The following is a 23077-nucleotide window of genomic DNA, read 5'->3' as shown; positions in this document are numbered from 1 at the left end:
GCTATCATCACTGCCACACACGGTGTGACCGTCCGGCGACGCGGCGGCCGAACGGGCCACCCCCCTTGTTTCTCCGGCTGCCCGGCCCGGGGCCATCCTCCGGGCGGACCCGCGCCGGCCACCCCCCACCCCCCTTACGGCGCCCGGGCGCCCCACCCCTGGCGTCGTGCACGACGGAAAGCAGCGCATCCATGAGCAAGAGCAGCGGCAGAGGGTTGCAGGCCGACGCCCTCGGCACGTTCGACACCGTGGTGATGGCCGTGGCGGGCAGTGCCCCGGCGTACTCGCTGGCGGCGACCAGCGCGGTCCTGGTCGGGGCGGTGGGACTGGCCAGTCCGGCGGCACTGCTGTACTGCGCGATACCCATGCTGGGCATCGCGCTGGCCTTCAGCTACCTCAGCCGCATCGACGTCAACGCGGGCGCCAGCTACTCCTGGGTGGGGCGGACCCTGCACCCCTTCCTCGGCTTCGTCAGCGGCTGGGCGCTGGTGATCTCCGCGACCATCTTCATGGTGGCCGGGTCGCTGCCGGCCGGGTCGATGACGCTGGCCCTCTTCGCTCCCGAACTCGCCGACGACACGGCCCTGTCGACCGTCGTCGGAGCGGCCTGGTTCCTGGTGATGCTGCTCGTGGTGCTCGGCGGCGCCCGGCTCACCGTGCGGGCGCAGCTGCTGATGTCCGGCGTGGAACTGGTCCTCCTCGCGCTGTTCGCCGTGCTCGCCCTCTTCCACACCGACAACGCCCGTGCCTTCGACTGGTCCTGGCTGGGCTTCAGCCACTTCGACGGGGTGGCCGGGTTCGCCTCGGGGGCGCTGATCGCCGCGTTCTACTACTGGGGCTGGGACGTCACCAGCAACCTCAGCGAGGAGACCCGCAACAGCCGCCGTACGACCGGGCTCGCCGGACTGATCGGCGTGGGCATCGTGTTCCTGCTGTTCGAGGTGTTCACCATCGCGGTGAACGTCATCCTGACGTCGCGGCAGATCCAGGGCAACGACGCCAACGTGCTGGCCGTGCTCGGCGAGGAGGTCTGGCCGGGCTGGGGCGGCAAGCTGCTCACCGTCTCCGTGATGCTGTCCACCATCGCCACCCTGGAGACGACGCTCATCCAGGTCACGCGCTCGCTGTTCGCGATGGGCAGGGACCGGACCATGCCGTCCGCGCTGGGCCGGGTGCACCGCACCTGGAACACCCCGTGGGTGGCCATCGCCGTGGTCGGCGCGGTGGCGCTGGCGATGTTCATCGCGTCCAACGCGCTGGGCACGGTGGGCGACATCCTCTCCGCCGCCATCTCGGCCATCGGCCTGCAGATCGCCGTGTACTACGGACTGGCGGGTCTCGCGGTCGTCGTCGCCTACCGCAGGATGCTGCTCAAGTCGGCGGCCCACTTCGTCCTCGGCGGTCTGTGGCCGCTGCTGGGCGCTCTCTTCATGTTCTGGGTCTTCGTCGAGTCGCTGGGCGAGCTGAGCCCGGCCGCCGTGGCGATCGGGCTCGGCGGGCTCGCGGCCGGGCTGGTGCCGATGCTGTGGTACTGGCGGCAGGGCAGCGACTACTACCGCCCGGCCAAGCTGGACGCCGCCCGCGCCGTCACGTTCGACTACGTCCCCGACCGCGGGCATCCGGGCGAGCAGGTCCGGCTGTACGAGGGTCTCCCCACCGACTTCTGAGGGAGATCCCGATGGCGCGAGACCGCCACGCACCCGACTTCGACCCCGACTGCGGGGACGCGCCCCTCACTTCCGCCCGCCACGACATCGTCATCGGCCGCTGGCAGGGGGTGCGGGACCTGCTGCGGGACACCGGCGCCGACTGGGCCCTGCGGGGCCACCGGATCCGGCTGCTGGCGCAGGCGTGCGCGAGCAGTTCGACCGTGGAGTCCTGGCTGGCCGCCGAGCCGCGCGGCGCCGACGCGCTGGTGCTGCGGGCGGCGACGGAGACGGCGCGGGCCTTCCACCTGGCCATCGCGGCGGGCCGGGGCGTGCCCATCGAGCGGGGCCGCATCGACGCCGCGGTGCTGGCCTGTCTGCAGGCCGCCGAGGCGTACCCGGCGGACCCCACGCCGTGGATCTCACTGATCTCCGTCGCCCGGCTGCACCCGGCAGGTGTCCGGCGGGGGGATCTGGCCCGCTGGTGGGACGAGGTGCACCGGCGCGACCCCTTCAGCGTCGAGGGCCACCTGCAGGTGCTCCACTACTACTCCGCGCGCTGGCACGGCACGCACGGCATGATGTACGACTTCGCCCGCGAGGCCGCCGGAGCCGCGCCGCCCGGCTGTGCGCTGCCGGTGCTGGTCCAGTACGCGCGGGTCGAGGAGTTCCGGTACGTGCTGGACTGCGCGAAGGGCCGGCGCTCCGCCGTGGGCTCCGGGCAGCACTGGGACCACGACGGGGCCGTCAGCGACGTACGGCGCACCTGGGAGCGCTGGGTGCTGGGCCGCGGGGACTCCGCGGTGACCCCCGTCGAGCTGCGCGACCTCAACTACCTGGCGCACGCCGCCTGTTACGCGGGCGTCGCCGACATCACCACCGGGGTGCTGCGGCTGCTCGGCCGCCGGGCCAGCCGCACCCCGTGGTCGTACACCGGCGATCCGGTCAAGCAGCTGGAGCGGGTGCGCAGGGAGGCGGGGCTCGGGCCGTGACGGGCGGCCGGTGCGGGACATGCGCGAGGCGGGGACGCGGACGCGGTCGGAGCCGCCGGGGTGGCGGGCCGAGTCCGCGCCGGTCCGCGCGCTCCGCCGACGCGGGGTCGAACGCGCCGCGCACGGCCGCGCCGATCACGGGAACGATACGGGACCCGCTATCGTCTACAGTTCAGTAGACGGTCTACAGAAGTGTAGACATCCGCAGCGAAAGGGCGCGCCGATGATCCCACCCCCGCACCTGTCGTCGCAGCTCGCCGTCAATGTGCTCGACGCCCAGTCCCTGCTGGCCGCCTTCGGCGTGCTGGGCGTCGGCGTGGTCATGTTCGCCGAGACCGGGCTGCTGATCGGCTTCTTCCTGCCGGGCGACTCGCTGCTGTTCACGGCGGGGCTGCTGTGCACCGGCGGGGCCGACCGGGGGGTGCGGCTGGCGCTGGCTCCGCTGCTGGTCGCGGCGGTGGTGGGCGCGCTGGCCGGCTCTCAGTGCGGCTATCTGCTGGGCCGCCGGGCGGGCGGCGCGCTGCTCGCCCGCAGCCGCTCGCAGCGCCTTCACGAGGGGGCGCGGCGCGCCGAGGAGCTGCTGGACCGCTACGGACACGCCAAGGCGATCGTGCTGGCCCGCTTCGTGCCGGTGGTGCGCACGGTGCTCAACCCGATGGCCGGCGCCCTCGGCGTGCCCGCCCGCACCTTCACGCTGTGGCAGGTCGTGGGCGGTCTCGTCTGGAGCGTCGGCCTCGTCCTCGCGGGATACGCGCTGGGCTCGTCGATCCCGAACGTCGACAAGTACCTGCTCCCCGTGATCGCGCTGATCGTGCTCGTGTCGCTGATCCCGCTGGCCGTCGAGGTGCTCCGCTCCCGCCGGGCCGCGAAGGCCGGGGAGGCGCGCGGATGAGGCCGGCACTCACGGCCGCCTCGCTCGACGGTTCCGCCTACACCGACGTGGTGGACCTGGCCCGCCACTCCCCCGCCTGGCTCGACGACACGGTCTCGGCGTGGTCGGCGTACGGGCTGGCCGTGTTCGCGGTGCTGATGCTCGTGGGCTGGTGGCGGGCGCGCCGGGTGAGCCCCGAGGCCGCGCTGACGGCGCTGGTGGTGCCGGTCGTCGTGGTCGCCGCCTACGCGGTGAACTCACTGGTGAAGCTCGGGGTGCGGGAGGTGCGCCCCTGCCGCACCCTGCGCCTGGTGACGCTGGAAGCCTGCCCGGCCCGCACGGACTGGTCCTTCCCCAGCAACCACGCGGCGATCGCCGCGGCCGCCGCGGTGGCCCTCCTCTTCGTCTCCCGCCGGCTCGGCGCCGTGGCGGCCGCGGCAGCCGCCGCGATGGCCGTGTCCCGGGTCTGGGTCGGCGCGCACTATCCGCACGACGTGCTGGCCGGGCTGCTGCTCGGCTCCGTCGCGGCCCTCGTCGCGATGCGGGCGCTGCGACGACGGCCGGACGCGCCGGCCCGGTGGATCGCCGCGACCCCGCTGCGGCCGCTGCTGGGCGCGCCCGTCGCCGGGAAGGCCGCCGTACGAGGCGCAGGGTGACCGGATGAGGCGCAGGGAGACCGCCGACCTCGCGGGCAGCGTCGGGCTCGGCGCGTGGGCGGCGTTCACCGTGCTCGGCCTGTTCGTCGCCGGTTCCGGCGCTCCGCCGGCCGTGGACTCCGGGCTGCTGTCCTGGTCCGTGGCCCACCGCCCGGTGGTGGCCGTGGCCGCGGCCCGGGTGCTGACCGCCACCGGGACCGGGGTCGTCCCCTACGCGCTCGTGGCACTGGCCGGGCTCCTCCTCGGGCGCACGCCCCGGCAGCGGGTGCTCACCGCGGGCCTGGGTGCCGCCTGCCTCGCCGCGGGCCAGGCCTTGCGCTACGGCGTGATGGAGCTGGCCGCCCGTCCCCGGCCGCCGCGGCAGGACTGGGCCACGCACGCCTCGGGCTGGGCGTTCCCGTCCGGGCACACCACCACGTCGGCGCTGGCCGCCGGGCTGGTGATCGTGGCGGTCTGCCTGCGCGCCCCCCGCGGACGCACGGCGCTCTGCCTGGTCGCGGGGTGCTGGGCCGTGCTGGTGGGGCTGACCCGGGTGTATCTCGGCGTGCACTGGTTCACCGACGTGGCCGGGGGCTGGCTGTTCGCCCTCGGCTGGCTCGGCGCGTGCCTGGGCGCGGCGGCCCGGTGGCTGCCCTCCCGCCTCGTGGCCGGCCTGGGGCCGGCGTCCGGAGCGCCGCTGGAGGAGGGCACCCCGCCGGACCCCGGCGACGGTCCGGGCCGCCCACCCGGGGCGTGACGCACCGCGTCGCCACCGGGCCGGCGGGAGCCGTCAGGGCCCAGGGACGGCGGACGGGACCGGTGGCTCAGGAGTCCGCGGCCCGGTGCGCACTCGGTGCGACGTACAGGCGCAGGGCGCCGGACCGGTGGACGGGCCAGGAGCGGGCGTAGGCCGGTGGCCGGTCGCCCGGGAGCGTGAGGACGGCGACGGGGATGCGCTGCGCGGTGCGCACGAGGCCGTCCCGGGTGATGTTGGCGTTGTGGCCCCCGGTGTCCACGGAGGAGCAGCCGGCGTAGAAGGCGAGGGGCACGGCCTCCTCGCCGGTGAGCGCGCAGGGCGGACGCACCCCGAGGCGGTGCAGTTCGGCGACGGTGCGGTCCCAGGCGCGGCGGTCGGCGGTCGTGCGGTCCACGGTGTGGGCGAGGACGGCGTACTGGACGGCCAGATGCCCGGCGAGCGCGAGGGCGACCAGGGTCACGGCCACCGGCCGCCAGGCCTGGCCCGGCGCCGTGACGAGGTGGACGAGTGCGTCGGCGACCGGTATCGCCAGCAGGGCGTAGGCGGGCAGCAGGAAGCGGGGGGCCGCGTAGCCGATCAGGAACAGGTACGGGAAGGCGGCCGTGGCGGCGCAGGCCAGCGCAACGAGCGTGGGGGCGGTCCGCCGGGCGCGCCGGGCGACCACGAGGCCCAGGAGGGCGAGGAGCGGCAGGACGAACCACCAGCCGACGAGCACGGGTTCGGGCAGGGGGCCGGTGCACGGGCGGCACAGGGTCCGTCCGTCCAGGCTGCGTAACTGGTCGGCGACGGCGAGGTGCCAGCCCAGGCCGCCCTGGATGGCCGAGCCGTCGGACAGCCGCTGGAGCAGGCCGCCGTACGAGACGTAGGCCTCGACCACCCACTCGGCGGACCCGGCGGCCAGTCCGGCGAGCAGCGCGAGGAGGGGCCGCCCGTGCCGCCGCACCGCGGCGAGGACGAGCAGCGGAAGGATCACCCACACCGCGTCCATGGGGCGCATCCACGCCATGAGTGCCGTCCCCGCGGCCAGGCCCCACAGCGCGGCGCGGTCGCCGGGGCGGGCCCGGGCGCGCAGGAAGCAGCCGGCGCAGACGAGGGCGCCGACGGCGACCCAGTAGTTGGGCATGGCCTGCGGGCCGTAGAAGAGCGTCACCCACAGGGAGGCGAACAGGGCCCCGGCGAGGGCGAGGACGCGCGAGGGGAACAGGTCACGCCACACCCGCAGGGCCAGGTACAGGGCGAGGCCGGACAGCAGGGCGAGGTAGACGCGCAGCAGCGAGGTGGACGTGGACCACGCGGCGACGGGCGCCACGAGCAGCGAGACGCCGCGGGCGCGCGGGGCGCTGAAGAAGGCCGCCGGGGCATGCGGGCTGACCTGGCTGACGTAGACGGTCTCGTCCCAGCCGAGGCCCATGGGCGGCCGGACGAGGAGGAGTTGGGCGAGAGTGAAGGCCGCCGCGACCGTGGCGAGGAGGCCGTCGCCGCGCAGTCGCGGGACCCGGCGCGACGCGCCTCCGGGTCCGGAGCGGCGGGGCCCGGTGAGTATGACGTGGCTGATGTCGGTCATCTCCCTCTCTCGCCCCTACACGATGTAGGGTTCTGTCGACGCCACAGTCTGCCGGACCGTGAGCGGGAGTCGGGCGGGATTTCCGGAAAGATCACGGACAAAGTAACCCGCGTCGGTCGGGCACGCAGGCGCGATACCGCCACCCGCCTGACACCCCTACGCGCTGTAAGGTTGAGGGCATGGCTGGCACGGTGCCTCACGGCAGGACGGAACGACGCAGCTCGGGAGAGCTGGAGAGCGAGGTCCTCGCGGCACTGTGGGCCACCGACCGGCCGCTGACACCGGTCGAGATCCAGTCGGAAATCGGCGGAAACCTGGCCTACAACACCGTGCACACCATCCTGAAGCGGCTCTTCGACAAGGGCCTGGTGCTGCGCGAGGTCGACGGCCGGCGCGGCGCATACCGGCCGGCGAAGAACGCGGCGGAGCTGACCGCCCAGGCGATGCACGAGGCCCTGGACCGCGGCCCCGATCCGATCGCCGCCCTCCAGCAGTTCGTCACCGGGCTGAGCCCGGAGGAGGAGCGGGCGCTGCGCGAGCTGCTCAACGGAGGCGCGGCATGAGGCTCGACGTCTACGTCCCGCTGCTGCTGTCCCTGCTGCTCGCCGCGATCAGCCCCGTGGTCGGACGGCGGGTGGCGCCCGCGCTCGCCGCGCGGGTGCTGACCGCCGCCTCGGCGGTGACGGCCGCGGCGACCGTCTGGTCCCTCGTCCTGCTCGCGGCCACCCTGCTCGACGACGCGCCGCCCGTGGTCGCGCACGCCCGGGCGCATGGGCAGCGGCTCGCCGCGCCGGTGCCGGAGGCCGTCGGCGTCGCCGCCTGCCTGGCCCTGGCCGTGGTGGCCCACCGGCTGTGGCGCGCGGTCCGCGCCGAGTACGGCACCCGCCGGGCGCTGCGCCGGCTGTGCGCCGCGCAGCCCGGGGACACCGAACTGATCGTCGTCGCCTCGCCGGTGCCGCAGGCGTTCGCCGTCCCCGGCACCCCGGGCCGGATCCTGGTCACCTCCGCGATGCTCGGCGCGCTGGACCCGGTCGAGCGGCGAGTTCTGCTCGCCCACGAGCGCGCCCATCTGAACCACCGGCACGCACCGCTGATGACCGCCGCGACCCTGGCCGCCCGCGCCAACCCGCTGCTCACACCGGTACGCACCACGGTCGCGTTCCTCGTCGAGCGCTGGGCGGACGAGCGGGCCGCGGACGCGGTGGGCGACCGCACCGCCACCGCCCGCGCGCTGGCCCGGGCGGCGCTCACCGCCGGGCAGGCGAAGCCGTCGTGCGCGCTGGGCTTCACCGACCGGGCCGTCACCCGCCGTATCGCTGCCCTCCAGTCCGCCCCGCCCCCGCACCTGTGGTCCGTCGCGGCCGCCGTCCTCGCCCTCGGCCTCCTCCCGGCCCTCGGCGCCGCCGACGCCACGGACGACCTGCTGCGCCTGCTGACGAACGTCCTCGCCTAGGGCCCTTCTTGCGGATCGGGCCGGCTCCGGGCGACGGTGCCTTCCGAGGTGCCCGAGCGGGGTTCGGTGCGCACCGCCGAACGAGAGGCTCTGGTGTTCACGCGGCGCCTTTGAACTGCGCACGCAGCAGGGCGTCGAAGACGCGGGCGCCCAGCAGGCGCCGGGTGTGAACGAGAGCCTTCGCCGCGGGCGTGACCACGTAGCGGGTCCTCGGCCGGGCGGCGGTGGCGGCGTGCTCGATGGCCTTGGCGACGGTCTCGGGCGGCGCGGAAAGGATCGTCGAGCGGTAGGACTGCGCCATCTGCTGGTCGGCTGCGGTGTTCAGCGCGGCGTAGGGGCCGGCCGGGGCGGCGGAGCCGGACAGGGTGCGGGCCGCTGTGTCGCCGAAGGAGGTGCGGATCAGACCGGGCTCGATCAGGCTGACCTTGACACCGAAGGGCGCGGCTTCGAAGCGCAGGGCATCGGTGAGGGCCTCCACGGCGTACTTGCTGGCGTGGTAGTAGCCGCCGACCGGGAAGACGATCCGCCCGCCCATGGACCCGACGTTGACGATCCGCCCCCGGGACGCGCGGCGCATGCCCGGCAGGACGAGCTGGGTCATCCGGGCGAGGCCGAAGACGTTGGTCTCGAACTGACGGCGCACGCCGTCCAGGCCGGTCTCCTCGATGGTGCCGTACTCGCCGTAGCCGGCGTTGTTGACGAGGACGCCCACGGAGCCGTGCTCCGCCTCCACGGCCGCCACGGCACGGGCCATGGACGCCTCGTCGGTCACGTCCAGTTCGAGGACGCGGGCTCCCGCGGCGGCCAGATCGGCCAGGGTCTCGGGGCGGCGGGCGGTGGCGTAGACGGTCAGCTCCGGGCGGCGGGCCAGGCGCAGGGCGGTGGCACGACCGATGCCCGAGGAGGTTCCGGTGATCAGTACGGAGGTGGTCATGACGGTTCCTTGTGGGGTGTGTGAGGGTGGTTCTTCGTGCGGTTGAGGCCGGCCACGATCAGTGCCACTCCGTGGCGCAGACGCCGGGCCGGAACATCGGGGTCGGAGAGGTCGGCCTCCAGGCCGCGTGTGAAGGCCAGCAGGAGTTCGGCCACTTCGGTGGCGTCCGTGTCCGGGTGGTCGGCGGCGACGGCAGCGGCGACCAGATCACGCATGGCGGTGTTGTACGCCTCTACCTGCTCGGCCGAGATCCGGGTATCGGCGCCCAGCAGCTCGGCCGCGTGGGCGGGACTGTCACGCCACAGCCGTACCGCCAGCCCCAGTTTCGCCTCCAGCACCGCGGTCAGGCGGGTGCACAGGTCTCCCCCGGCGTCGACCGCGCCGTGGGCCCCGGCCAGCGCGTCGGCGAGCAGACGCGCAGCCAGGCGCCGGAACGCGTCCTCCTTGTTGCGTACGTACTGGTAGACCCCGGGGCGGGACATACCCGCCTCGCGGGCGATGTCGTCCATGGTCGTGCGCCTGACCCCGTGCCGGGTGAAGCACGTGTACGCCGCGTCCAGGATCAGCTTGAGCCGCTCGTCCTCCAACATGCTGACAATATTTGCATGAAATGTCAGTTCGTATCAAGGCGCTCCGCCGGTGCCGCCCGGACGCGCCGCCGGATGGCGACGGATCGGTCGGTTGACGCGACGGAGGCCGGGGCGGACGTGCCGAGCAACTCCGCACCGCTGCGGTCGTCGCGCGAAGGACTGCCGGCCGGTCGCCCGCGGACGGTCCGATCGGACGAGTCCCGGCCCGCGACGCCCGCCCCACCAGGACGGCCGGGGCGGGCGCGGCGCGGCTCAGCGCACGTTCGGGCGGCGGTTCGGGGGCTGCTCGGGCGCCGGGAGGTGGCGCGGCGGGGGCACCGGGCATGCCGTGGGGGCGTCCGGACGCACCGTGACCGGAGTGCCGTGGTGCCGGATGGTCAGCGCCGGTCCCGCGAGCAGGCGGTACGTCGCGCTCTCCTGGCCGATCTCCACGCGCAGCCGCCGGCCGCGGAAGAGCAGCGAGAAGGCCAGGCGGCTGAACTTCTCCGGCAGCCGGGGCGCGAACTCCAGCGCGTCGCCCGCCCGGCGGGTTCCGCCGAAGCCCGCCACGAGCGCCATCCAGGTGCCGGCCAGCGAGGCGATGTGCAGCCCGTCGCGCGTGTTGTGCTCCAGGTCCTCCAGGTCCATCAGCGCCGCCTCGGCCGCGTAGTCGTAGGCGAGGCGCAGATGGCCCGCCTGAGCGGCGATGACCGCCTGGACGCAGGCCGACAGCGAGGAGTCCCGCACGGTCAGCGGCTCGTAGTAGGCGAAGTTGCGGGCGATGTGCTCCTCGTCGAACTCGTTCCCGCAGGTGTACATCGCCAGCACCAGGTCCGCCTGCTTGACGACCTGCTTGCGGTAGAGGTCGAAGTAGGGGAAGTGCAGCAGCAGCGGGTACTGGTCGGGACGGGTCCCGGCGAAGTCCCAGCGCTGGTAGCGGGTGAAGCCCGCGTGCTGCTCGTGCACCCGCAGCTCGTCGTTGTACGGCAGGTGCATGGCCTCGGCGGCGTCCCGCCAGGCGGCGGCCTCCTCGTCGTCGGCGCCGAGCCGTTCGGCGTGCTTCGGGTGGCGTTCCACGACGTCGGCGGCGGCCAGCAGGTTCGCCCGGGCCATGAGGTTGGTGTAGGTGTTGTCGTCGGCGACGGCGCTGTACTCGTCGGGGCCGGTGACACCGTCGATGTGGAAGGCGCCGTGATGGTCGTGGTGGCCGAGCGACCGCCACAGGCGGGCCGTCTCCACCAGCAGCTCCAGTCCCGTGTCCCGCTCGAAGTCCTCGTCGCGGGTGGCCGCCACGTACCGCACCACCGCGTGCGCGATGTCGGCGTTCACGTGGAAGGCGGCCGTGCCGGCGGGCCAGTACGCGGACCCCTCCTGCCCCTCGATGGTCCGCCAGGGGAACGAGGCGCCGCGCAGCCCGAGCTGGGCCGCGCGCTCCCGGGCGGCCGGCAGGGTGCTCTGCCGCCAGCGCAGCGCCTCGGCCACGGCGTCCGGCGAGGTGTAGGTGAGCACGGGCAGCACGAACATCTCGGTGTCCCAGAACGCGTGCCCGTCGTAGCCGGAACCGGTCAGCCCCTTGGCGGGGATCGCCCGCTGCTCGGCCCGGGCGCCGCCCTGGAGCACGTGGAAGAGGGCGAACCGGACGGCCTGCTGGATCTCCTCGTCGCCGTCCACCTCGACGTCGGAGCGCGCCCAGAAGTCGTCCAGGTACGCCCGCTGCGCGTCCACCAGGCCCGTCCAGCCGCTGTGCGCGGCGGCCGCGAGCGCCGCGTCGACCTGGTCGCTCATCGCGGGCAGGGAGCGGACGCCGGACCAGCCGTGCGCGACGAACTTCTCCACCCGCAGCCGCTGCCCCGGCTCCAGGACCGAGGTGACCGTCATCCGGGCGATGTCCGGGTGGCTCTCGCTGCCGGCCGTCGTGCGCTCGGGGCCGGTGACGACGTGGTCGGCGGCCACCGCCACCCGCAGACCGCTGTTCCGGGTGCGGTGGACCAGGCGCAGCCGGTTGCCGGAGGAGAAGTCCTCCTCCGGCTCCAGGCACGCCTGCAGCGCCATCGCCGCCCGCGGGTCGCCGTCCGCCTCCGGAAGCTGCTCGTTGGCGACCAGCTCCGACTGGATCACCACGCGGGCCTGGCTGCCCACGGCCTCCACCTCGTACGCCACCGCGGCCACGGCCCGCTGGGTGAGCGAGACCAGCCGGGTGGAGCGCACCCGGACCGTGGAGCCGGCCGGGGAGACCCACTCGCAGACGCGCTCCATGAGGCCGGTGCGCAGGTCCAGGGTGCGCTCGTGGGAGACGAGACGGCCGTAGCGCAGGTCGAAGGGCTCGTCGTCGACGAGCAGCCGCAGGATCTTGCCGTTGGTGACGTTGATGACGGTCTGGCCCGACTCCGGGTAGCCGTAACCGGCCTCCGCATACGGCAGCGGGTGCACCTCGTGCACGCCGTTGAGGTAGGAGCCGGGCAAGCCGTGCGGTTCGCCCTCGTCGAGGTTGCCGCGCCAGCCGACATGGCCGTTGGACAGGGCGAAGACGGACTCGCTCTGGGCCAGGACGTCCAGGCTGAGTTCGGTCTCGCGCACGGTCCAGGGCTCGACGGCGTACGAGCGGTGGGTGATCACGCGGCGCCTCCCCGGCCGTCGAGGAGGTCGGCGAGGTCCTTCACGACGACGCTCGCGCCGTGCGCGTAGAGGGCGTCGCGCTGGCCGACGCGGTCGACGCCGACGACGTATCCGAAGCGGCCCGCGCGGCCCGCCTCCATGCCGGCCAGCGCGTCCTCGAAGACGGCGGCCTGCCCGACGCCGACGCCGAGGTCCCGGGCGGCGGCCTCGAAGGTGTCGGGGCGGGGCTTGCCGGGCAGCTTCCGCTCGCGGGCCACCACGCCGTCGATGCGGACGTCGAAGAGGTGCTCGGCGTCGATCGAGCGCAGCACGTCGAGGGTGTTGGCGCTGGAGGAGACGATCGCCGTGCGCAGGCCCTTGGCGCGGACCGCGTCGATGTAGCGCAGCGTGCCGTCGTACGCCTCCACGCCCTCGGTGCGGATCCTGCGCAGCAGCAGTTCGTTCTTGCGGTTGCCGACGCCGTTCACGGTCGCCGCGTCCGGCGGGTCGTCCGGGGAGCCCTCGGGCAGTTCGATGCTGCGGGAGGCCAGGAAGGTGCGCACCCCGTCGGCGCGCGGCCGTCCGTCGACGTACTCGTCGTAGTCGGCGACCGGGTCGAACGGCGTGAAGTGCGCGCCGTCCCGCTCGCGCAGGAACGCGTCGAACGTCTCCTTCCAGGCAGCCGCGTGCACCACGGCCGTCTTGGTGACGACCCCGTCGAGGTCGAAGAGGCAGGCCACGATTTCTTCGGGCAGACCGAGCTCTGTCATACAGGCACCTTTCCCCGTGCGGCGGTGTCGAGAGAGTGTCGAGTGCCACATGGGAGCATTCGATGCCACCGCCCGGGTGACACACTGTCCGGTGTGCCGCCGACCTTCGACGAACTCCTCGCCCGCGCCCGCCGTCTGGCGCGGGGCGGGCACCGCGCGCTGCTCGGCATCACGGGCAGTCCCGGCGCGGGCAAGTCGACCCTGGCCGCGCATCTGGTGCGGGCGCTGAACGGATCCGGGGAGCCATGGGCGGCGCACGTCCCGATGGACGGTTTCCACCTCGCCGACGCCGAGCTGGTCCGGCTCGGCCGCCGGGACCGCAAGGGGGCGCCGGACACCTTCGACGCGGCCGGTTACGCGGCGCTGCTCGGACGTCTGCGGGAGGAGCACGACGGCGAGACGGTGTACGCGCCCGGCTTCGAACGGGTCCTGGAGCAGCCGCTGGCGGGCGCGATCCCCGTGCCGCCGTCGGCCCGTCTGGTGGTGACCGAGGGCAACTACCTGCTGCTGGGCACCGGCCCCTGGGCGCGGGTCCGGGCCCGGCTGGACGAGGTGTGGTTCTGCGAACTGGACGAGCCGGAGCGAATCCGCCGTCTCGTCGCCCGGCACGAGGAGTTCGGCAAGGGCCACGAGGAGGCGGTCGCCTGGGTGCTGGGCACCGACCAGCGCAACGCCGACCTGATCGCCGCCACCCGGAACCGGGCGGACCTGGTCGTGCCCGGAACCGTCGTGCCCGTCCCGGTGCCGAACCCGCCCGCCGCGCCCGGCCGTCGCTGAACTCCCCGCGCCCGCGAGCCGTACCCCTGGGCACGGCGGAGGGTCCGCCGGTACGACTCGTGCAGCGGTGCCGCCCGCGCGGGGGAGCCGGAACGACGGCGGGGCGGGCACGACGGGGCTCCCGCTCGCTGCCGCCTCACCTCCGCGGGACGGCGCCGCGGGGCGGATGATGACGCGCGAACAGCACACGGTCCCGACCCCCGGCCCCGGCACCGTGCCCCGGGAGCCGGGAGCCGGGGAGCAGGCGTCCGGAAGGCCGGGGAACGACGAGTCGCGGGCCGGGGAGCCGAGCAACGGGCACGACGCGGCGGGACCGTGGGGCGGGCGGCTGCGGCGGCACCGGCGATGGCTGGTGCCGCTCGTCGTGGTGCTGCTGCTCGCCCAGATGACCGCCGCCATGGTCACCGCCGCCGCCGAGCAGACACCCACCATCGACGAGCCGGTGTACGTGGGCACGGCGGCCGTCTACCTGCGCGAGCACAGCCTGGCCTACAACCCCGAACACCCGCCGCTGGGCAAGCTGCTGATCGCCGCCGGGGTCGCGGTCGCCGATCCGCACGTCGATCCGTCGTTCACCGGCGACCAGGGGCGGCTCGGGCGGCACCTGCTGTACGAGTCCGGCAACGACCCGTGGCGGCTGATGCGGTGGGCCCGGCTGCCGGTGATCGTGCTGACGCTGCTCTTCGGGCTGGTGGCGTTCGCGTTCGCCCGGGACCTCGCGGGCACCGCGGGCGGCCTCGCGGCCCTGGCCCTGTACGCCTTCTCGCCCGACCTGATCGCGCACGGCTCCCTGGCCACGCTGGACGTGCCCGCGGCCGGCTTCGTGCTCACCTCGGTGTGGCTGCTGTGGCGGGGCCGCCGCCGGCCCCGGCTGTATCTGCCGCCCGCCGGTGCGGCGCTCGGCGCGGCCCTGGCGACCAAGATGAGCGCGCTGCCCGCGGCACCGGTGGTGGGGGCGCTCGCCGTGCTGTCGGTGTGGGCGGCCCGGCGCCCGGCCGGCCGCGCCGCGCGGGCCAGGGCGCTCGCGCTGGGCACCGGCTGGGCCGCCGTCACGGCCGCGGCCGCGATCGCCGTCGTCTGGGCCGCGTACCTGGTCGTGGACCCGCGGCTGCGCTGGACGTCCGGGGAGCCGGTGCCCGCCGTGCACGGGCTGCGCGGGACGCTGACCGGTCTGCTGCCCCTGCCCGAGGCCTACCGCGACGGCATGCGGATCCAGTTCGGGCTGGAGGGCCGTCCGTGGCAGGGCTTCCTGTTCGGGCAGGTGTACACGGGCGCGCGCTGGTACTACCTGCCGGTGGCGCTGGCGGTGAAGACCCCGCTCGGCATGGTCGCCCTGTGGGCGGCCGGGGCCGCCCTGCTGGTCGCGGTGCGGCGGCTGCGGCCGGCGGCGCCGTACGTGCTCGTGCCCCCGGCCGTGCTGCTGGCCGCGGCGATGCAGTCCTCCCGGGACTTCGGCACCCGGTACGCCCTGTTCCTGCCGATGTTCCTGGCGGTGGCCGCGGCCTGCGTGGCCGTGGTGCGGCGCGGGTGGGTGCGGGGCGCGGCCGGGGCGCTGGTGGCGTTCGTCGCGGTCAGTTCCCTGCGGACGTATCCGTACTACCTGCCGTACGCCAACGAGGCGTTCGGCGGTCCGGCCCGGACCCACGAGCTGCTGCACGACGCCAACGTCGACTGGGGGCAGGACCTGGGCCGACTGGCCGACCGACTGCGCACCCGGTATCCGGGCGAGCGGATCTGGCTGGTGTACAAGGGCAGCGGCGTCCCGGCGTACTACGGCATCCACGCGGCCGACCCGCGCAAGGTGCCCCCGCGGCGGGTGCGCGGCCTGCTCGTGGTGTCCGACTCGGCGGCGGCCAAGGCGACGGGACGGCTGGCCGCGCTGATCGACAGCAGCCGGCCGGTCGACGAGGTGGGCCACTCGATCACGCTGTACCGGCGCTGACCCGCCGACCCCGGCCCGCGGCCGGGCGCCGCTCAGGCCGGGCGCCGCTCAGGCCGGGTTCGGCTGCTGCTGGAACCCCGCGGCGCTGACGTGCTGCATGACCCGGCTGGCCACCCGGTAGCGGCCGTTGGGCACGTGCCCGGAGCGGACGATGTGGACCGTCAGCGGGCCGGCCCACGCGTAGCCGCGTCGTTCGGCGTGCCGGGCGAGACTGTCGGTGAGCACCTGTCCGACGCGGCTGCCGCGGCGGATCAGCTCGTCGTGCACCGTGTCGGCGAGCTCGACGTCGAAGGCGTTGGGCACCATGACCAGTTGGTCGCTGCACACGACGGCTTGGGCGTCGCACTCGCGGCGCAGCGCGTCGAGGAGCTCCACCGGCTCCTTGCCGGCGATCCGCGCCCAGAGCGCCCCCCACCGGTTCTCCAGGGCCTGTTCCAGCGCGCTCAGGGTGCTCATGAGGATGTCCACCTGCCGAAAGTCGTCGGGGTCGGACCGGGCGGGTGCCCGCACGGCACACGCCTATCCCTCCGGCCGCCCGGCGGTCTGCCTCCGCACGCCCGGCGGCGCCCCCGGCCGTCGGCCCGATGCCCCCGTACAAGCCCTGGTCACAACGGTGAGTGAGCTATGTTGAACCCCTGTGGGAGACAAAGGAGGCGCTTCGGTGTCATCGCCGCAGCAGGCCCGTGCACAGGCATCCGCGATCACTTCGGGCAAGACGGTTCCCGAGGCGGAGGCCGCGCCGACGTCCCAGCTCAGGGCACTCTTCGACGGACCGCACCTGTCTCCCGGCCAGCGCCGCATCGCCCAGTACCTCATCGAGAACATCGCCGAGGCGGCGTTCCTGTCCATCACGGACCTCGCGGAACGGGTCGGCGTCAGCCAGCCGTCGGTGACGCGCTTCGCCGCCGCGATGGGCTTCACCGGCTACCCCGCGCTGCGCGAGAAGCTCCAGTCCATCGCCCTGCGCACCCTCGCGGGCGGTCCGGGCGCGCCGGAGGAGGACCGGAGCAACGAGCTCCAGGCCGCCGTGGACGCCGAGATCGCCAACCTGGAGAACCTGCGCCGCGACTTCGCCGACCCCGACCGCGTGATCGACATCGGCCGCAAGCTGTCCGCCTCCACCCCGTTGACGGTGCTGGGGCTGCGCATCTCGGTGTCGCTCGCCGAGTACTTCGCGTACGCCGCCCGGCGCATCCACCCGGACGTGCGGCTGGTGACGCTCGGCGGCAGCGTCGCCTACGACGCGCTGCTGCAGTCCCGGGAGGCCGGGGGCACCTGGGTGCTGGCGTTCTCCATGCCCCGGCACGCGCACGAGACGCTCACGGCGGTCCGGGTGGCGCGCAGCGCCGGACTGAAGGTCGCCCTGATCACCGATCTGGCGCTCGGCCCGGTGGCCGACGAGGCCGACGTCACCTTCGCCACCGGCACCGGCTCCCGCCTGGTGTTCGACTCCTACGCGGCCTCCAACATGATGTGCGCGGCGCTGCTGCAGGCGATGACCGACGCCGACCCCGAGCGGACCCAGGGCCGCCTGGAGGACTACGAGCAGATCGCCGACCAGCACCAGTTCTTCCTCAAGGACTGAGCACGGCCGCTCCCCGGTCCGTACCTCCCGTAGTGCAGGGACGGGAGTCATGCATTCAAAGCAGGCATGAATGTTTTCATACGTCTTGCAAAGCGATCGGCATATATAAATACTGCTCACGGATCGCTCCCCGGCTCACTCCGGGCACGTTCCGCACCCCATGACTCACCACCCGCACGCCCGAGAAAGCCGACGGACCGCCCATGCGCACCCCGCACCACCCCCCGCACGGGCACCGTCCGCCTCCCGGGCTCCCGCACGGGCATCCCGCGCCGCCGTCTCCTACCCGCGTCGGCGCACGGGATGTTCGATCGGGCCTCGCCTGCGCGAGCGCCCATCGCGGCGGCCCCGGTCATCCCCTAGGCCGGGGCCGCCTCACCCTCGTCGGACCACCCTTCACGACGCCGCACACCCGGAAGCGAAGATCATGCCCCTGACGACCTCGCGCATCAGCACGGACTGGCCCTGCCAGGTCAAGACGCCCGGTACCTACGACTGGGAGCGCTCGGCGGCCAAGTGGCTGCGCGAACTGGTGCCCGCGCGCTACGCCAGCTACCCCGCGCTGATCCGCCACCCCGTGCTGCTCGCCCGTCACGCCCACCTCCAGGTCCAGCAGGAGATACGGGTGGCCCGGACCGCCCTGCAGACCGCGCGCGCCGACCTGCCCCGGCTGGGCATGCCCGAGTCGGTCATCGAGCACACGATCAAGCTGTACGCGGCGGAGGTCATGCAGTTGCAGCACATCGCGCGCAGCGTGCGGGCGGTGACCGAGGCGCTGGTGGAGCGCGGCACCACCCGCTGAGACACCGCCGCCACCGCTGAGACCGGGACACCGCTGAGACATCGCGGGGTCGCCGACCGGGACGCCCCCGCGGCACCCGGCCGCACAGCCGCCGCCCGTCCGCGGCGGCCCGACCGGGGAAACGGAGGGTCCCGGCGAGAATCCGGACGTACGACCCTGTGATCGGACCGGGTGGCATGTGCGATGCTCATCGCGTGAGCAGCGAGCCCGCCCGCCCCGGGGAGTCCGGCGCCGTACCCGACATGATGGCGTTGGCCAAGGTCGTGGCCCGGCAGCGGGCCGAGATGGACCGGCTGCAGAACCTGGCGGCCACCTCGGCCGTCGTGGAGCGTGCCAAGGGCGCGCTGATGGCGCTGACCGGCTGCTCCCCGGAGTCCGCGCACGAGGAGCTGCTCCAACGGGCCCAGGCGGCGCACCGCACGCTGATGGAAGAGTGCTGGCTCACGCTGGGCGCCCTGGTTCCCCCCTCGGCCCACGTCCCCGGGGAGACCGCCCCGCCGCCCTCCGCCGCCGCTTCCGCGGTTCCCGATTCCGCTGCCGCCGGCGCGGAGCCGTCCGCCGGGCCGCTTCCCGCGCGCGACCGGACGACCACCGCGGACCGGGCCGCCGACGCCGCCGTCCTCGCCGGTCTCGGCCGGGACCTGGTCCGGGTCGAAACCCCTCAGGACCTGGCCCGGTGCCTGCGGGAGCAGCTCGCCGCGCCCGTGGGCGCCGACGCGGTGATGATCTACCGGCGGCTGACCGGCGGCGGGCTGGAGCTGATCGGCCACGCCGGCATCGGCGACACGATGGCCCGGCAGTGGCGCCGCGTTCCCCCGCTGAGCGGGATCGCCGCGCTGGACGCCCTCACCGCCCGCGAGGCGCGCTGGCTGGAGGACGTCGCCGAGGACCGCAAGCGGTACTCCCTGATCGATGACGCCTCGGACCGGTGGCGCTCGCGCGCCTGGCTGCCCGTGTTGAGCGGCGGCACGGCGGACGTGGTCATCGGTGTGCTGCGCGGCCGCGACGGGCCGTTCGCCCCGCGCACCCGGGAACTGCTGAGCGGCGTCGTCCGGCTGTGCGCGGGCCGGCTGCGCGCCTTCGACGGCCGCCCGGAGCGCGGCGAGGAAGGCGCCGAGGACACCGTGCAGCCCCTGTTCGACGCCCTTCCCGGCATGACCGTACTGCTGACCCCGCTGCGGTCGGCCTCGGGGGACGTCGAGGACTACCGGATCGCCGCGGCCACCTCCGGCACCCTCGACGTGATCGGCCGCGGCGGACGCGAGCTGGTCGGCCTGCGGGTCCTGGAGTGCTGGCCGACCGTGGCCGAGGAGCCGCTGTGGCAGGGCTGGCAGAGCACGCTCGCCACCGGGGAGCCGTATGTGGGCGAGCCGTTCGCGCAGCAGGAACTCGTGGCGGGCCGCCAGGAGTTGTCCACGTACTCGGTGCGCGCCGCCCGCCTGGGACACGGTCTGATGGTGACCTGGCTGCGGCACGACTCCTCGGACCGGCAGGAACTGCGCCTGGCCGACCTGCAGCGGCTCGGCCGGCTCGGCTGGACCACCTGGAACCTGGTCACCCAGGAGGCGGCCTGGTCGTCCCAGGTCTTCGCCCTGTTCGACCGCGACCCGGCGCGCGGACCGGTCCGGCTGGGCGAACTGCCGGACCTCGCGCTGCCCGAGGACGGCCCCGTGCTCGCCCGCGCCGTGCGCGAGCTCAGCTCCGAGGGCAAGCCGTTCGACGTCTCGTTCCGGATCAGGACGGCGAGCGGGGTGCGCCATCTGCGGGCCGTCGCCGAGTCGGTGCCGGACGCCTCGGGTACGCCCGTCCAGGTCCACGGCTTCGTGCAGGACCTGACCGCGCAGCGCAGCGCGGAGCTGGCCCTGGTCGAGAGCGAGCGGGCGATCCTGGCCCAGCACGGGGTGCTGCGCGCCGAGCGGACCCTGGCCGGCCGGCTCCAGCACGCGCTGCTGCCCCTGCCGCGGCGGCCGGTGCAACTGGCCGGGCTGCTGGTGGACGTCGCCTATCTGCCCGCCCAGTCCGGGCTCCAAGTCGGCGGCGACTGGTTCAGCGCGATCGAACTTCCCAACGAGGACGCCCTGTTCGTGGTCGGTGACGTCGCCGGGCACGGACTCGACGCGGTGGCCACCATGGCCCAGCTGCGCTTCACCGCCAAGGGCATGATCATCACGGGTTCCTCGCTGACCGGGGCGCTCGCCCGGCTCAACACCCTGCTGCTGCACTCCCGCGACCAGCACGGCACCGCCACGATGGTGCTGGCCCGCTACGACCCCCGCGAGCGGCGTCTGATGTGGGCCCAGGCGGGTCACCCGCCGCCGCTGCTGCTGCGCGGGGGCGAGCCCCGCTTCCTGGAGCGCCCGCGCGGGATGCTGCTGGGAGCCACCCGGTCTCCCGTCTACGAGGAGGCGGAGTACCTCCTGGAGCCCGGCGACCGGCTGCTGTTCTACACCGATGGCCTGGTCGAAAGACCCGGCGAGGGCATCGAACTGGGTCTGGACCGGCTCGCCCGGTCGGCCGCCGCGCACCGCGCGGACGGGTTCGGCTCCCTCGGTCCGCTGCTGGGCTCGATGCTGGCGGGCGAGCGGCGCGACGACGTCTGCGTGGTGGACGTCCGGGTGCCGACGGAACCGGCCTAGCCCGCCTGGTCGGCCGAGTCTGCCCGGTCAGGCCCGCCGAGCAGGCCGCTCGGGCCTTCGGGGGTCAGTCCGCCGGGTGGCCCGGAGTGATGTCGAGGCAGTCCGAGAGCCGCAGCGACGGGCCGCCGAGGTCCGCCCGGCCGCCCGACTCCACCGGGTCGAGCTCGAACCCCACGTGGTCCCCCGCGTCGAGGCGGCGCACCACCCGGCCGACGAACCACGCCGGCGTGTCCGGCAGGACGACGGCACCGCTCCCCGCCCGCGTCCAGTCGGCCTCGGCGAACTTGTCCACTCCGTCGTCGGCGGTGCGGCCGCCGAACAGGGCGGCCAGCGCGTGCTGTTCCCGGGTCAGCAGGTGCACGCCGAGACGGTCGGCCCGCTCGGCCACCCGGAAGGTCCGGTTGGCCTTGGAGAGCCACACCATGAACCGTGTGGGCCGGATGGAGCACTGGGCGGCGAAGCCGACCAGGCAGCCGGCCCGCTCCCCGTCGGCCGCGGCCGTGACCAGGTACATGTCGGGGTCCAGCCGTTGGGTGAATGTGTCCATGCCTGCCATGTCCGCCGTGCTCCTGCCGTTCCGTACCGCCGTACGCCGTGTGCCGCCGCCCCGCGTACGCCCGTACGTCCGCGCGCGGCGCGCCGGCTCACCTCTTCACGTCGGCGTGTGCCCTCCTCACCCGTCGTCAAGCGCCGTACGGGACTCCAGCGACCGGCGGGTGTCGTCGCCGTAGACGCCGGTCTCGTCGCCGCTGATGCCGTACCAGAGCTGGAAGCGGGCCACGGCCGCCCTGAGCACGGCGTCGTAGGTGCCGCCGGTGGAGCCGTCGCGGTACACGTCCGGGATGCGCAGCAGGCGCTCCTGCAGCTCGGCGACCTCCGGGCCGCTGTCGCCCTCGCGCAGCGTCCCGGGCCCGTCGGGGTCGGTCCCACGGTTCGGGCCGGTCGCCACCGTGGGGACGGGAGCGGGGGCGGTGGAGGCGCTCGCGGACGGGTGCGGAGCCGGTGCCGCTGCGGCACCGGCGGCCCCGCCCCTGCCGGGCAGCAGCAGGGCGCAACCGAAGCCGGTCAGGGCGGCCGCGGCGACGGCGACCACGACGGCGGCCCGGCGCAGTCCACGCCCCGGCGCACCGGGGCCCGCGTCCCGCCCGGCGGAGACCGCCGTCTTCGGCGTGACCGGGCTGGTGCCCCGTGCGCCCGGGCCGGTGTCACGAGAGACCGGGCCGGAGCCGCGGGCGCTCGGGGCTGTGTCCCGGGCGGCTGGGCCTCCTGAGTCCCGGGCGGCTTGGCCGCTGTCCCGGGTGAACCAGCCGGTCTCCCCGGCGATCGGGCGGGTGCGCGGCGCGCCGCGGGGCGCGGGTCCGTCGGCCGGTACCGGCGGCAGCTCCTCCGTGGCGTCCTCGACGACGACGGCGGCGTCCTCGACGCTCCCGTCTCCGCTCCGGCCGTGCTCCCCTCCGCCGCCCCCGGGTCGGACGCCCTCGCCGGCGGGGTTCCCGGTTCGGCGTTCCTGGAACTCCCGCATGAGCTCCGCGAGGGCGTCGGTCCGCCGGGGCCGTATGACGCGGACCGGTTCGAGGGGCGGCCCGCCGTGCGGCTGCCCGTCTCCGCGCGGTGTCGACACACTGCACTCCTTCCGTCCCTGCGCACGGACCCCATCCCGAGGAGTGATACGTGGCCGCCGCCCCGCGGGTTCACACGGCCGGCCGGTTCAGCCGGCGGCGGCGAGGAAGCGGTGCAGGGAAGTCCTCATCGCGGTGACGAACGCGTCCCTGCCCGGGTCGTCGAGGGCGTCCAGGGACAGGTACGGGTTGAGGTCCTCCAGCTCCACCAGGAGCAGTCCACCGCCCGGCGCGCGGCAGGCGTCCACCCGCTGGATGCCGTGGCCGAGCGCGTTCCAGTCGACGAAGCGGCGGGCGAACTCCAGGTCCTCGCGGGTGGGCCGGTACGGCCGCAGGTCCCAGCGCCGCGCGGGGTCCGGCGCGTACAGGGCGTACTGGAGGTCGTCGTCGACGAAGTAGAACGAGACCTCGTAGACGAAGTCGATGTGCGGCTGGACGAGGACGCCGCCGTCGACCAGGCCGGGCAGCACGTCGGCGGGGACGGTCCTGAGTCCTATGGAGTCGGCGCCCAGCCTCGGCTTGACCACGTAGCGGTCCGCGGCGGGCAGCCGGTGCAGGTCGTCGAGCCGGTCGACGGTGGGGATGACCGGGAATCCCGCGGCGGTCAGGTCGAGCAGGTACTGCTTGCCCGCCATGTCCGCCTTGCCGGTGAGCGGGTTGTAGACCCGGGTCCCCCGGGCCAGCGCCCGCGCCCGGAAGTCCTCGTGGGCCGCCTGGTACTCCAGGACGGGCCCGCTGTTGCGGACCACGACGGCGTCGAAGGCATCCATCAGCGCGGCCGCCTCGCGCGGATGGCACAGGGCCAGGTCGAAGTCCTCGCGCAGGCGCGAGGTCAGGTGGATGTCCTCGTCGCAGTAGCGGCGCCCGCGGGCCGGGTACGCCAGGTCGGTGACGTAGAGGAGGCGGGGTCGGGCGGACGGCATACGGGGC

21 protein-coding genes are annotated in these 23077 nt (G+C 74.5%); 12 read left to right on the top strand and 9 right to left on the bottom strand.

Going from position 1 to position 23077, the window contains the following annotated elements; all coding sequences use genetic code 11:
- Positions 1-191: 191 nt before the first annotated feature.
- From ACIQ9G_RS07375 to ACIQ9G_RS07355, 5 genes are all read left to right on the top strand, one after another.
- A complete protein-coding gene (locus ACIQ9G_RS07375) occupies positions 192-1667 on the top strand; it encodes an APC family permease (protein ID WP_403607353.1) in 1476 nt (491 codons plus the stop codon).
- 11 nt (positions 1668-1678) lie between these two features.
- A complete protein-coding gene (locus tag ACIQ9G_RS07370) occupies positions 1679-2638 on the top strand; it encodes a hypothetical protein (RefSeq protein ID WP_403607352.1) in 960 nt (319 codons plus the stop codon).
- Positions 2639-2861: 223 nt separating this feature from the next.
- Complete coding sequence (locus ACIQ9G_RS07365; RefSeq protein ID WP_403607351.1) at positions 2862-3530, top strand: DedA family protein; 669 nt, start codon at positions 2862-2864, stop codon at positions 3528-3530.
- Entirely contained in the window at positions 3527-4165 is a 639-nt protein-coding gene (locus tag ACIQ9G_RS07360; RefSeq protein WP_403607350.1) for a phosphatase PAP2 family protein, read from the top strand. Before ACIQ9G_RS07365 ends, ACIQ9G_RS07360 begins: the two co-directional genes overlap by 4 nt.
- A gap of 4 nt (positions 4166-4169) precedes the next feature.
- Positions 4170-4901, top strand: a complete 732-nt coding sequence (locus ACIQ9G_RS07355; protein WP_403607349.1) for a phosphatase PAP2 family protein — start codon at positions 4170-4172, stop codon at positions 4899-4901.
- A gap of 67 nt (positions 4902-4968) precedes the next feature.
- Here the strand turns inward: ACIQ9G_RS07355 and ACIQ9G_RS07350 are convergent, their stop codons facing one another.
- Entirely contained in the window at positions 4969-6465 is a 1497-nt protein-coding gene (locus ACIQ9G_RS07350; protein ID WP_403607348.1) for a hypothetical protein, read from the bottom strand.
- A gap of 179 nt (positions 6466-6644) precedes the next feature.
- Between ACIQ9G_RS07350 and ACIQ9G_RS07345 the strand changes: the two genes are divergently transcribed.
- Both ACIQ9G_RS07345 and ACIQ9G_RS07340 read left to right on the top strand, forming a co-directional pair.
- Positions 6645-7028, top strand: coding sequence for a BlaI/MecI/CopY family transcriptional regulator (locus ACIQ9G_RS07345; protein WP_403607347.1), 384 nt, complete (start codon positions 6645-6647; stop codon positions 7026-7028).
- The gene (locus ACIQ9G_RS07340) at positions 7025-7918 is read left to right on the top strand and encodes a M56 family metallopeptidase (RefSeq protein ID WP_403607346.1); all 894 of its coding nucleotides are present in this window, start codon (positions 7025-7027) and stop codon (positions 7916-7918) included. The genes ACIQ9G_RS07345 and ACIQ9G_RS07340 overlap by 4 nt, the downstream gene beginning before the upstream one ends.
- A gap of 97 nt (positions 7919-8015) precedes the next feature.
- Here the strand turns inward: ACIQ9G_RS07340 and ACIQ9G_RS07335 are convergent, their stop codons facing one another.
- From ACIQ9G_RS07335 to ACIQ9G_RS07320, 4 genes are all read right to left on the bottom strand, one after another.
- Complete coding sequence (locus ACIQ9G_RS07335) at positions 8016-8852, bottom strand: oxidoreductase (protein WP_403607345.1); 837 nt, start codon at positions 8850-8852, stop codon at positions 8016-8018.
- Positions 8849-9442, bottom strand: a complete 594-nt coding sequence (locus tag ACIQ9G_RS07330; protein WP_403607344.1) for a TetR/AcrR family transcriptional regulator — start codon at positions 9440-9442, stop codon at positions 8849-8851. The genes ACIQ9G_RS07335 and ACIQ9G_RS07330 overlap by 4 nt, the downstream gene beginning before the upstream one ends.
- Before the next feature lie 252 nt (positions 9443-9694).
- Positions 9695-12037 (bottom strand): glycoside hydrolase family 65 protein, encoded by a 2343-nt coding sequence (locus ACIQ9G_RS07325; RefSeq protein ID WP_403607343.1) that lies wholly within the window; start codon positions 12035-12037, stop codon positions 9695-9697.
- Positions 12034-12786, bottom strand: a complete 753-nt coding sequence (locus tag ACIQ9G_RS07320; RefSeq protein WP_403607342.1) for an HAD family hydrolase — start codon at positions 12784-12786, stop codon at positions 12034-12036. Before ACIQ9G_RS07320 ends, ACIQ9G_RS07325 begins: the two co-directional genes overlap by 4 nt.
- A gap of 93 nt (positions 12787-12879) precedes the next feature.
- On the opposite strand from ACIQ9G_RS07320, the gene ACIQ9G_RS07315 reads away from it, so the two are divergent.
- Together ACIQ9G_RS07315 and ACIQ9G_RS07310 are read left to right on the top strand one after the other, a co-directional pair.
- Positions 12880-13563, top strand: coding sequence for a nucleoside/nucleotide kinase family protein (locus ACIQ9G_RS07315; protein WP_403607341.1), 684 nt, complete (start codon positions 12880-12882; stop codon positions 13561-13563).
- Positions 13564-13729: 166 nt separating this feature from the next.
- Positions 13730-15505: a phospholipid carrier-dependent glycosyltransferase gene (locus tag ACIQ9G_RS07310; RefSeq protein ID WP_403607340.1), complete on the top strand. Its 1776-nt coding sequence runs from the start codon at positions 13730-13732 to the stop codon at positions 15503-15505.
- A 48-nt stretch (positions 15506-15553) separates the two neighbouring features.
- On the opposite strand, the gene ACIQ9G_RS07305 is transcribed toward ACIQ9G_RS07310, so the two are convergent.
- Positions 15554-15961, bottom strand: coding sequence for a DUF3662 domain-containing protein (locus ACIQ9G_RS07305; RefSeq protein WP_403607339.1), 408 nt, complete (start codon positions 15959-15961; stop codon positions 15554-15556).
- 205 nt (positions 15962-16166) lie between these two features.
- Between ACIQ9G_RS07305 and ACIQ9G_RS07300 the strand changes: the two genes are divergently transcribed.
- The 3 genes from ACIQ9G_RS07300 to ACIQ9G_RS07290 all read left to right on the top strand — a co-directional run bounded on the left by ACIQ9G_RS07300 (position 16167) and on the right by ACIQ9G_RS07290 (position 20528).
- On the top strand, positions 16167-17090 hold the full coding sequence (locus ACIQ9G_RS07300; RefSeq protein ID WP_403607338.1) for a MurR/RpiR family transcriptional regulator: 924 nt from the start codon (positions 16167-16169) through the stop codon (positions 17088-17090).
- Between the two features lie 427 nt (positions 17091-17517).
- A complete protein-coding gene (locus tag ACIQ9G_RS07295) occupies positions 17518-17892 on the top strand; it encodes a hypothetical protein (protein WP_403607337.1) in 375 nt (124 codons plus the stop codon).
- A gap of 242 nt (positions 17893-18134) precedes the next feature.
- Positions 18135-20528, top strand: a complete 2394-nt coding sequence (locus tag ACIQ9G_RS07290) for a SpoIIE family protein phosphatase (RefSeq protein WP_403607927.1) — start codon at positions 18135-18137, stop codon at positions 20526-20528.
- Positions 20529-20592: 64 nt separating this feature from the next.
- Here the strand turns inward: ACIQ9G_RS07290 and ACIQ9G_RS07285 are convergent, their stop codons facing one another.
- The 3 genes from ACIQ9G_RS07285 to ACIQ9G_RS07275 all read right to left on the bottom strand — a co-directional run bounded on the left by ACIQ9G_RS07285 (position 20593) and on the right by ACIQ9G_RS07275 (position 23070).
- Positions 20593-21084, bottom strand: coding sequence for a flavin reductase family protein (locus ACIQ9G_RS07285; RefSeq protein ID WP_403607336.1), 492 nt, complete (start codon positions 21082-21084; stop codon positions 20593-20595).
- Between the two features lie 117 nt (positions 21085-21201).
- Entirely contained in the window at positions 21202-22149 is a 948-nt protein-coding gene (locus ACIQ9G_RS07280) for a peptidoglycan-binding protein (RefSeq protein ID WP_403607335.1), read from the bottom strand.
- An 87-nt stretch (positions 22150-22236) separates the two neighbouring features.
- Complete coding sequence (locus ACIQ9G_RS07275) at positions 22237-23070, bottom strand: hypothetical protein (protein WP_403607334.1); 834 nt, start codon at positions 23068-23070, stop codon at positions 22237-22239.
- Positions 23071-23077: the final 7 nt, after the last annotated feature.

The organism is Streptomyces sp. NPDC096152 (assembly GCF_044763235.1).
Classification (GTDB): Bacteria; Actinomycetota; Actinomycetes; order Streptomycetales; family Streptomycetaceae; genus Streptomyces.
Note: the sequence above shows the minus strand (reverse complement) of the source record. Positions and strands in the feature narration are given on the sequence as shown.

Coding starts and splice junctions, on each gene's coding strand:
- ACIQ9G_RS07375 (WP_403607353.1), top strand. CDS start 192: ATGAGCAAGAGCAGCGGCAGAGGGTTGCAGGCCGACGCCCTCGGCACG.
- ACIQ9G_RS07370 (WP_403607352.1), top strand. CDS start 1,679: ATGGCGCGAGACCGCCACGCACCCGACTTCGACCCCGACTGCGGGGAC.
- ACIQ9G_RS07365 (WP_403607351.1), top strand. CDS start 2,862: ATGATCCCACCCCCGCACCTGTCGTCGCAGCTCGCCGTCAATGTGCTC.
- ACIQ9G_RS07360 (WP_403607350.1), top strand. CDS start 3,527: ATGAGGCCGGCACTCACGGCCGCCTCGCTCGACGGTTCCGCCTACACC.
- ACIQ9G_RS07355 (WP_403607349.1), top strand. CDS start 4,170: ATGAGGCGCAGGGAGACCGCCGACCTCGCGGGCAGCGTCGGGCTCGGC.
- ACIQ9G_RS07350 (WP_403607348.1), bottom strand. CDS start 6,465: ATGACCGACATCAGCCACGTCATACTCACCGGGCCCCGCCGCTCCGGA.
- ACIQ9G_RS07345 (WP_403607347.1), top strand. CDS start 6,645: ATGGCTGGCACGGTGCCTCACGGCAGGACGGAACGACGCAGCTCGGGA.
- ACIQ9G_RS07340 (WP_403607346.1), top strand. CDS start 7,025: ATGAGGCTCGACGTCTACGTCCCGCTGCTGCTGTCCCTGCTGCTCGCC.
- ACIQ9G_RS07335 (WP_403607345.1), bottom strand. CDS start 8,852: ATGACCACCTCCGTACTGATCACCGGAACCTCCTCGGGCATCGGTCGT.
- ACIQ9G_RS07330 (WP_403607344.1), bottom strand. CDS start 9,442: ATGTTGGAGGACGAGCGGCTCAAGCTGATCCTGGACGCGGCGTACACG.
- ACIQ9G_RS07320 (WP_403607342.1), bottom strand. CDS start 12,786: ATGACAGAGCTCGGTCTGCCCGAAGAAATCGTGGCCTGCCTCTTCGAC.
- ACIQ9G_RS07310 (WP_403607340.1), top strand. CDS start 13,730: ATGATGACGCGCGAACAGCACACGGTCCCGACCCCCGGCCCCGGCACC.
- ACIQ9G_RS07305 (WP_403607339.1), bottom strand. CDS start 15,961: ATGAGCACCCTGAGCGCGCTGGAACAGGCCCTGGAGAACCGGTGGGGG.
- ACIQ9G_RS07295 (WP_403607337.1), top strand. CDS start 17,518: ATGCCCCTGACGACCTCGCGCATCAGCACGGACTGGCCCTGCCAGGTC.
- ACIQ9G_RS07290 (WP_403607927.1), top strand. CDS start 18,135: ATGATGGCGTTGGCCAAGGTCGTGGCCCGGCAGCGGGCCGAGATGGAC.
- ACIQ9G_RS07285 (WP_403607336.1), bottom strand. CDS start 21,084: ATGGCAGGCATGGACACATTCACCCAACGGCTGGACCCCGACATGTAC.
- ACIQ9G_RS07275 (WP_403607334.1), bottom strand. CDS start 23,070: ATGCCGTCCGCCCGACCCCGCCTCCTCTACGTCACCGACCTGGCGTAC.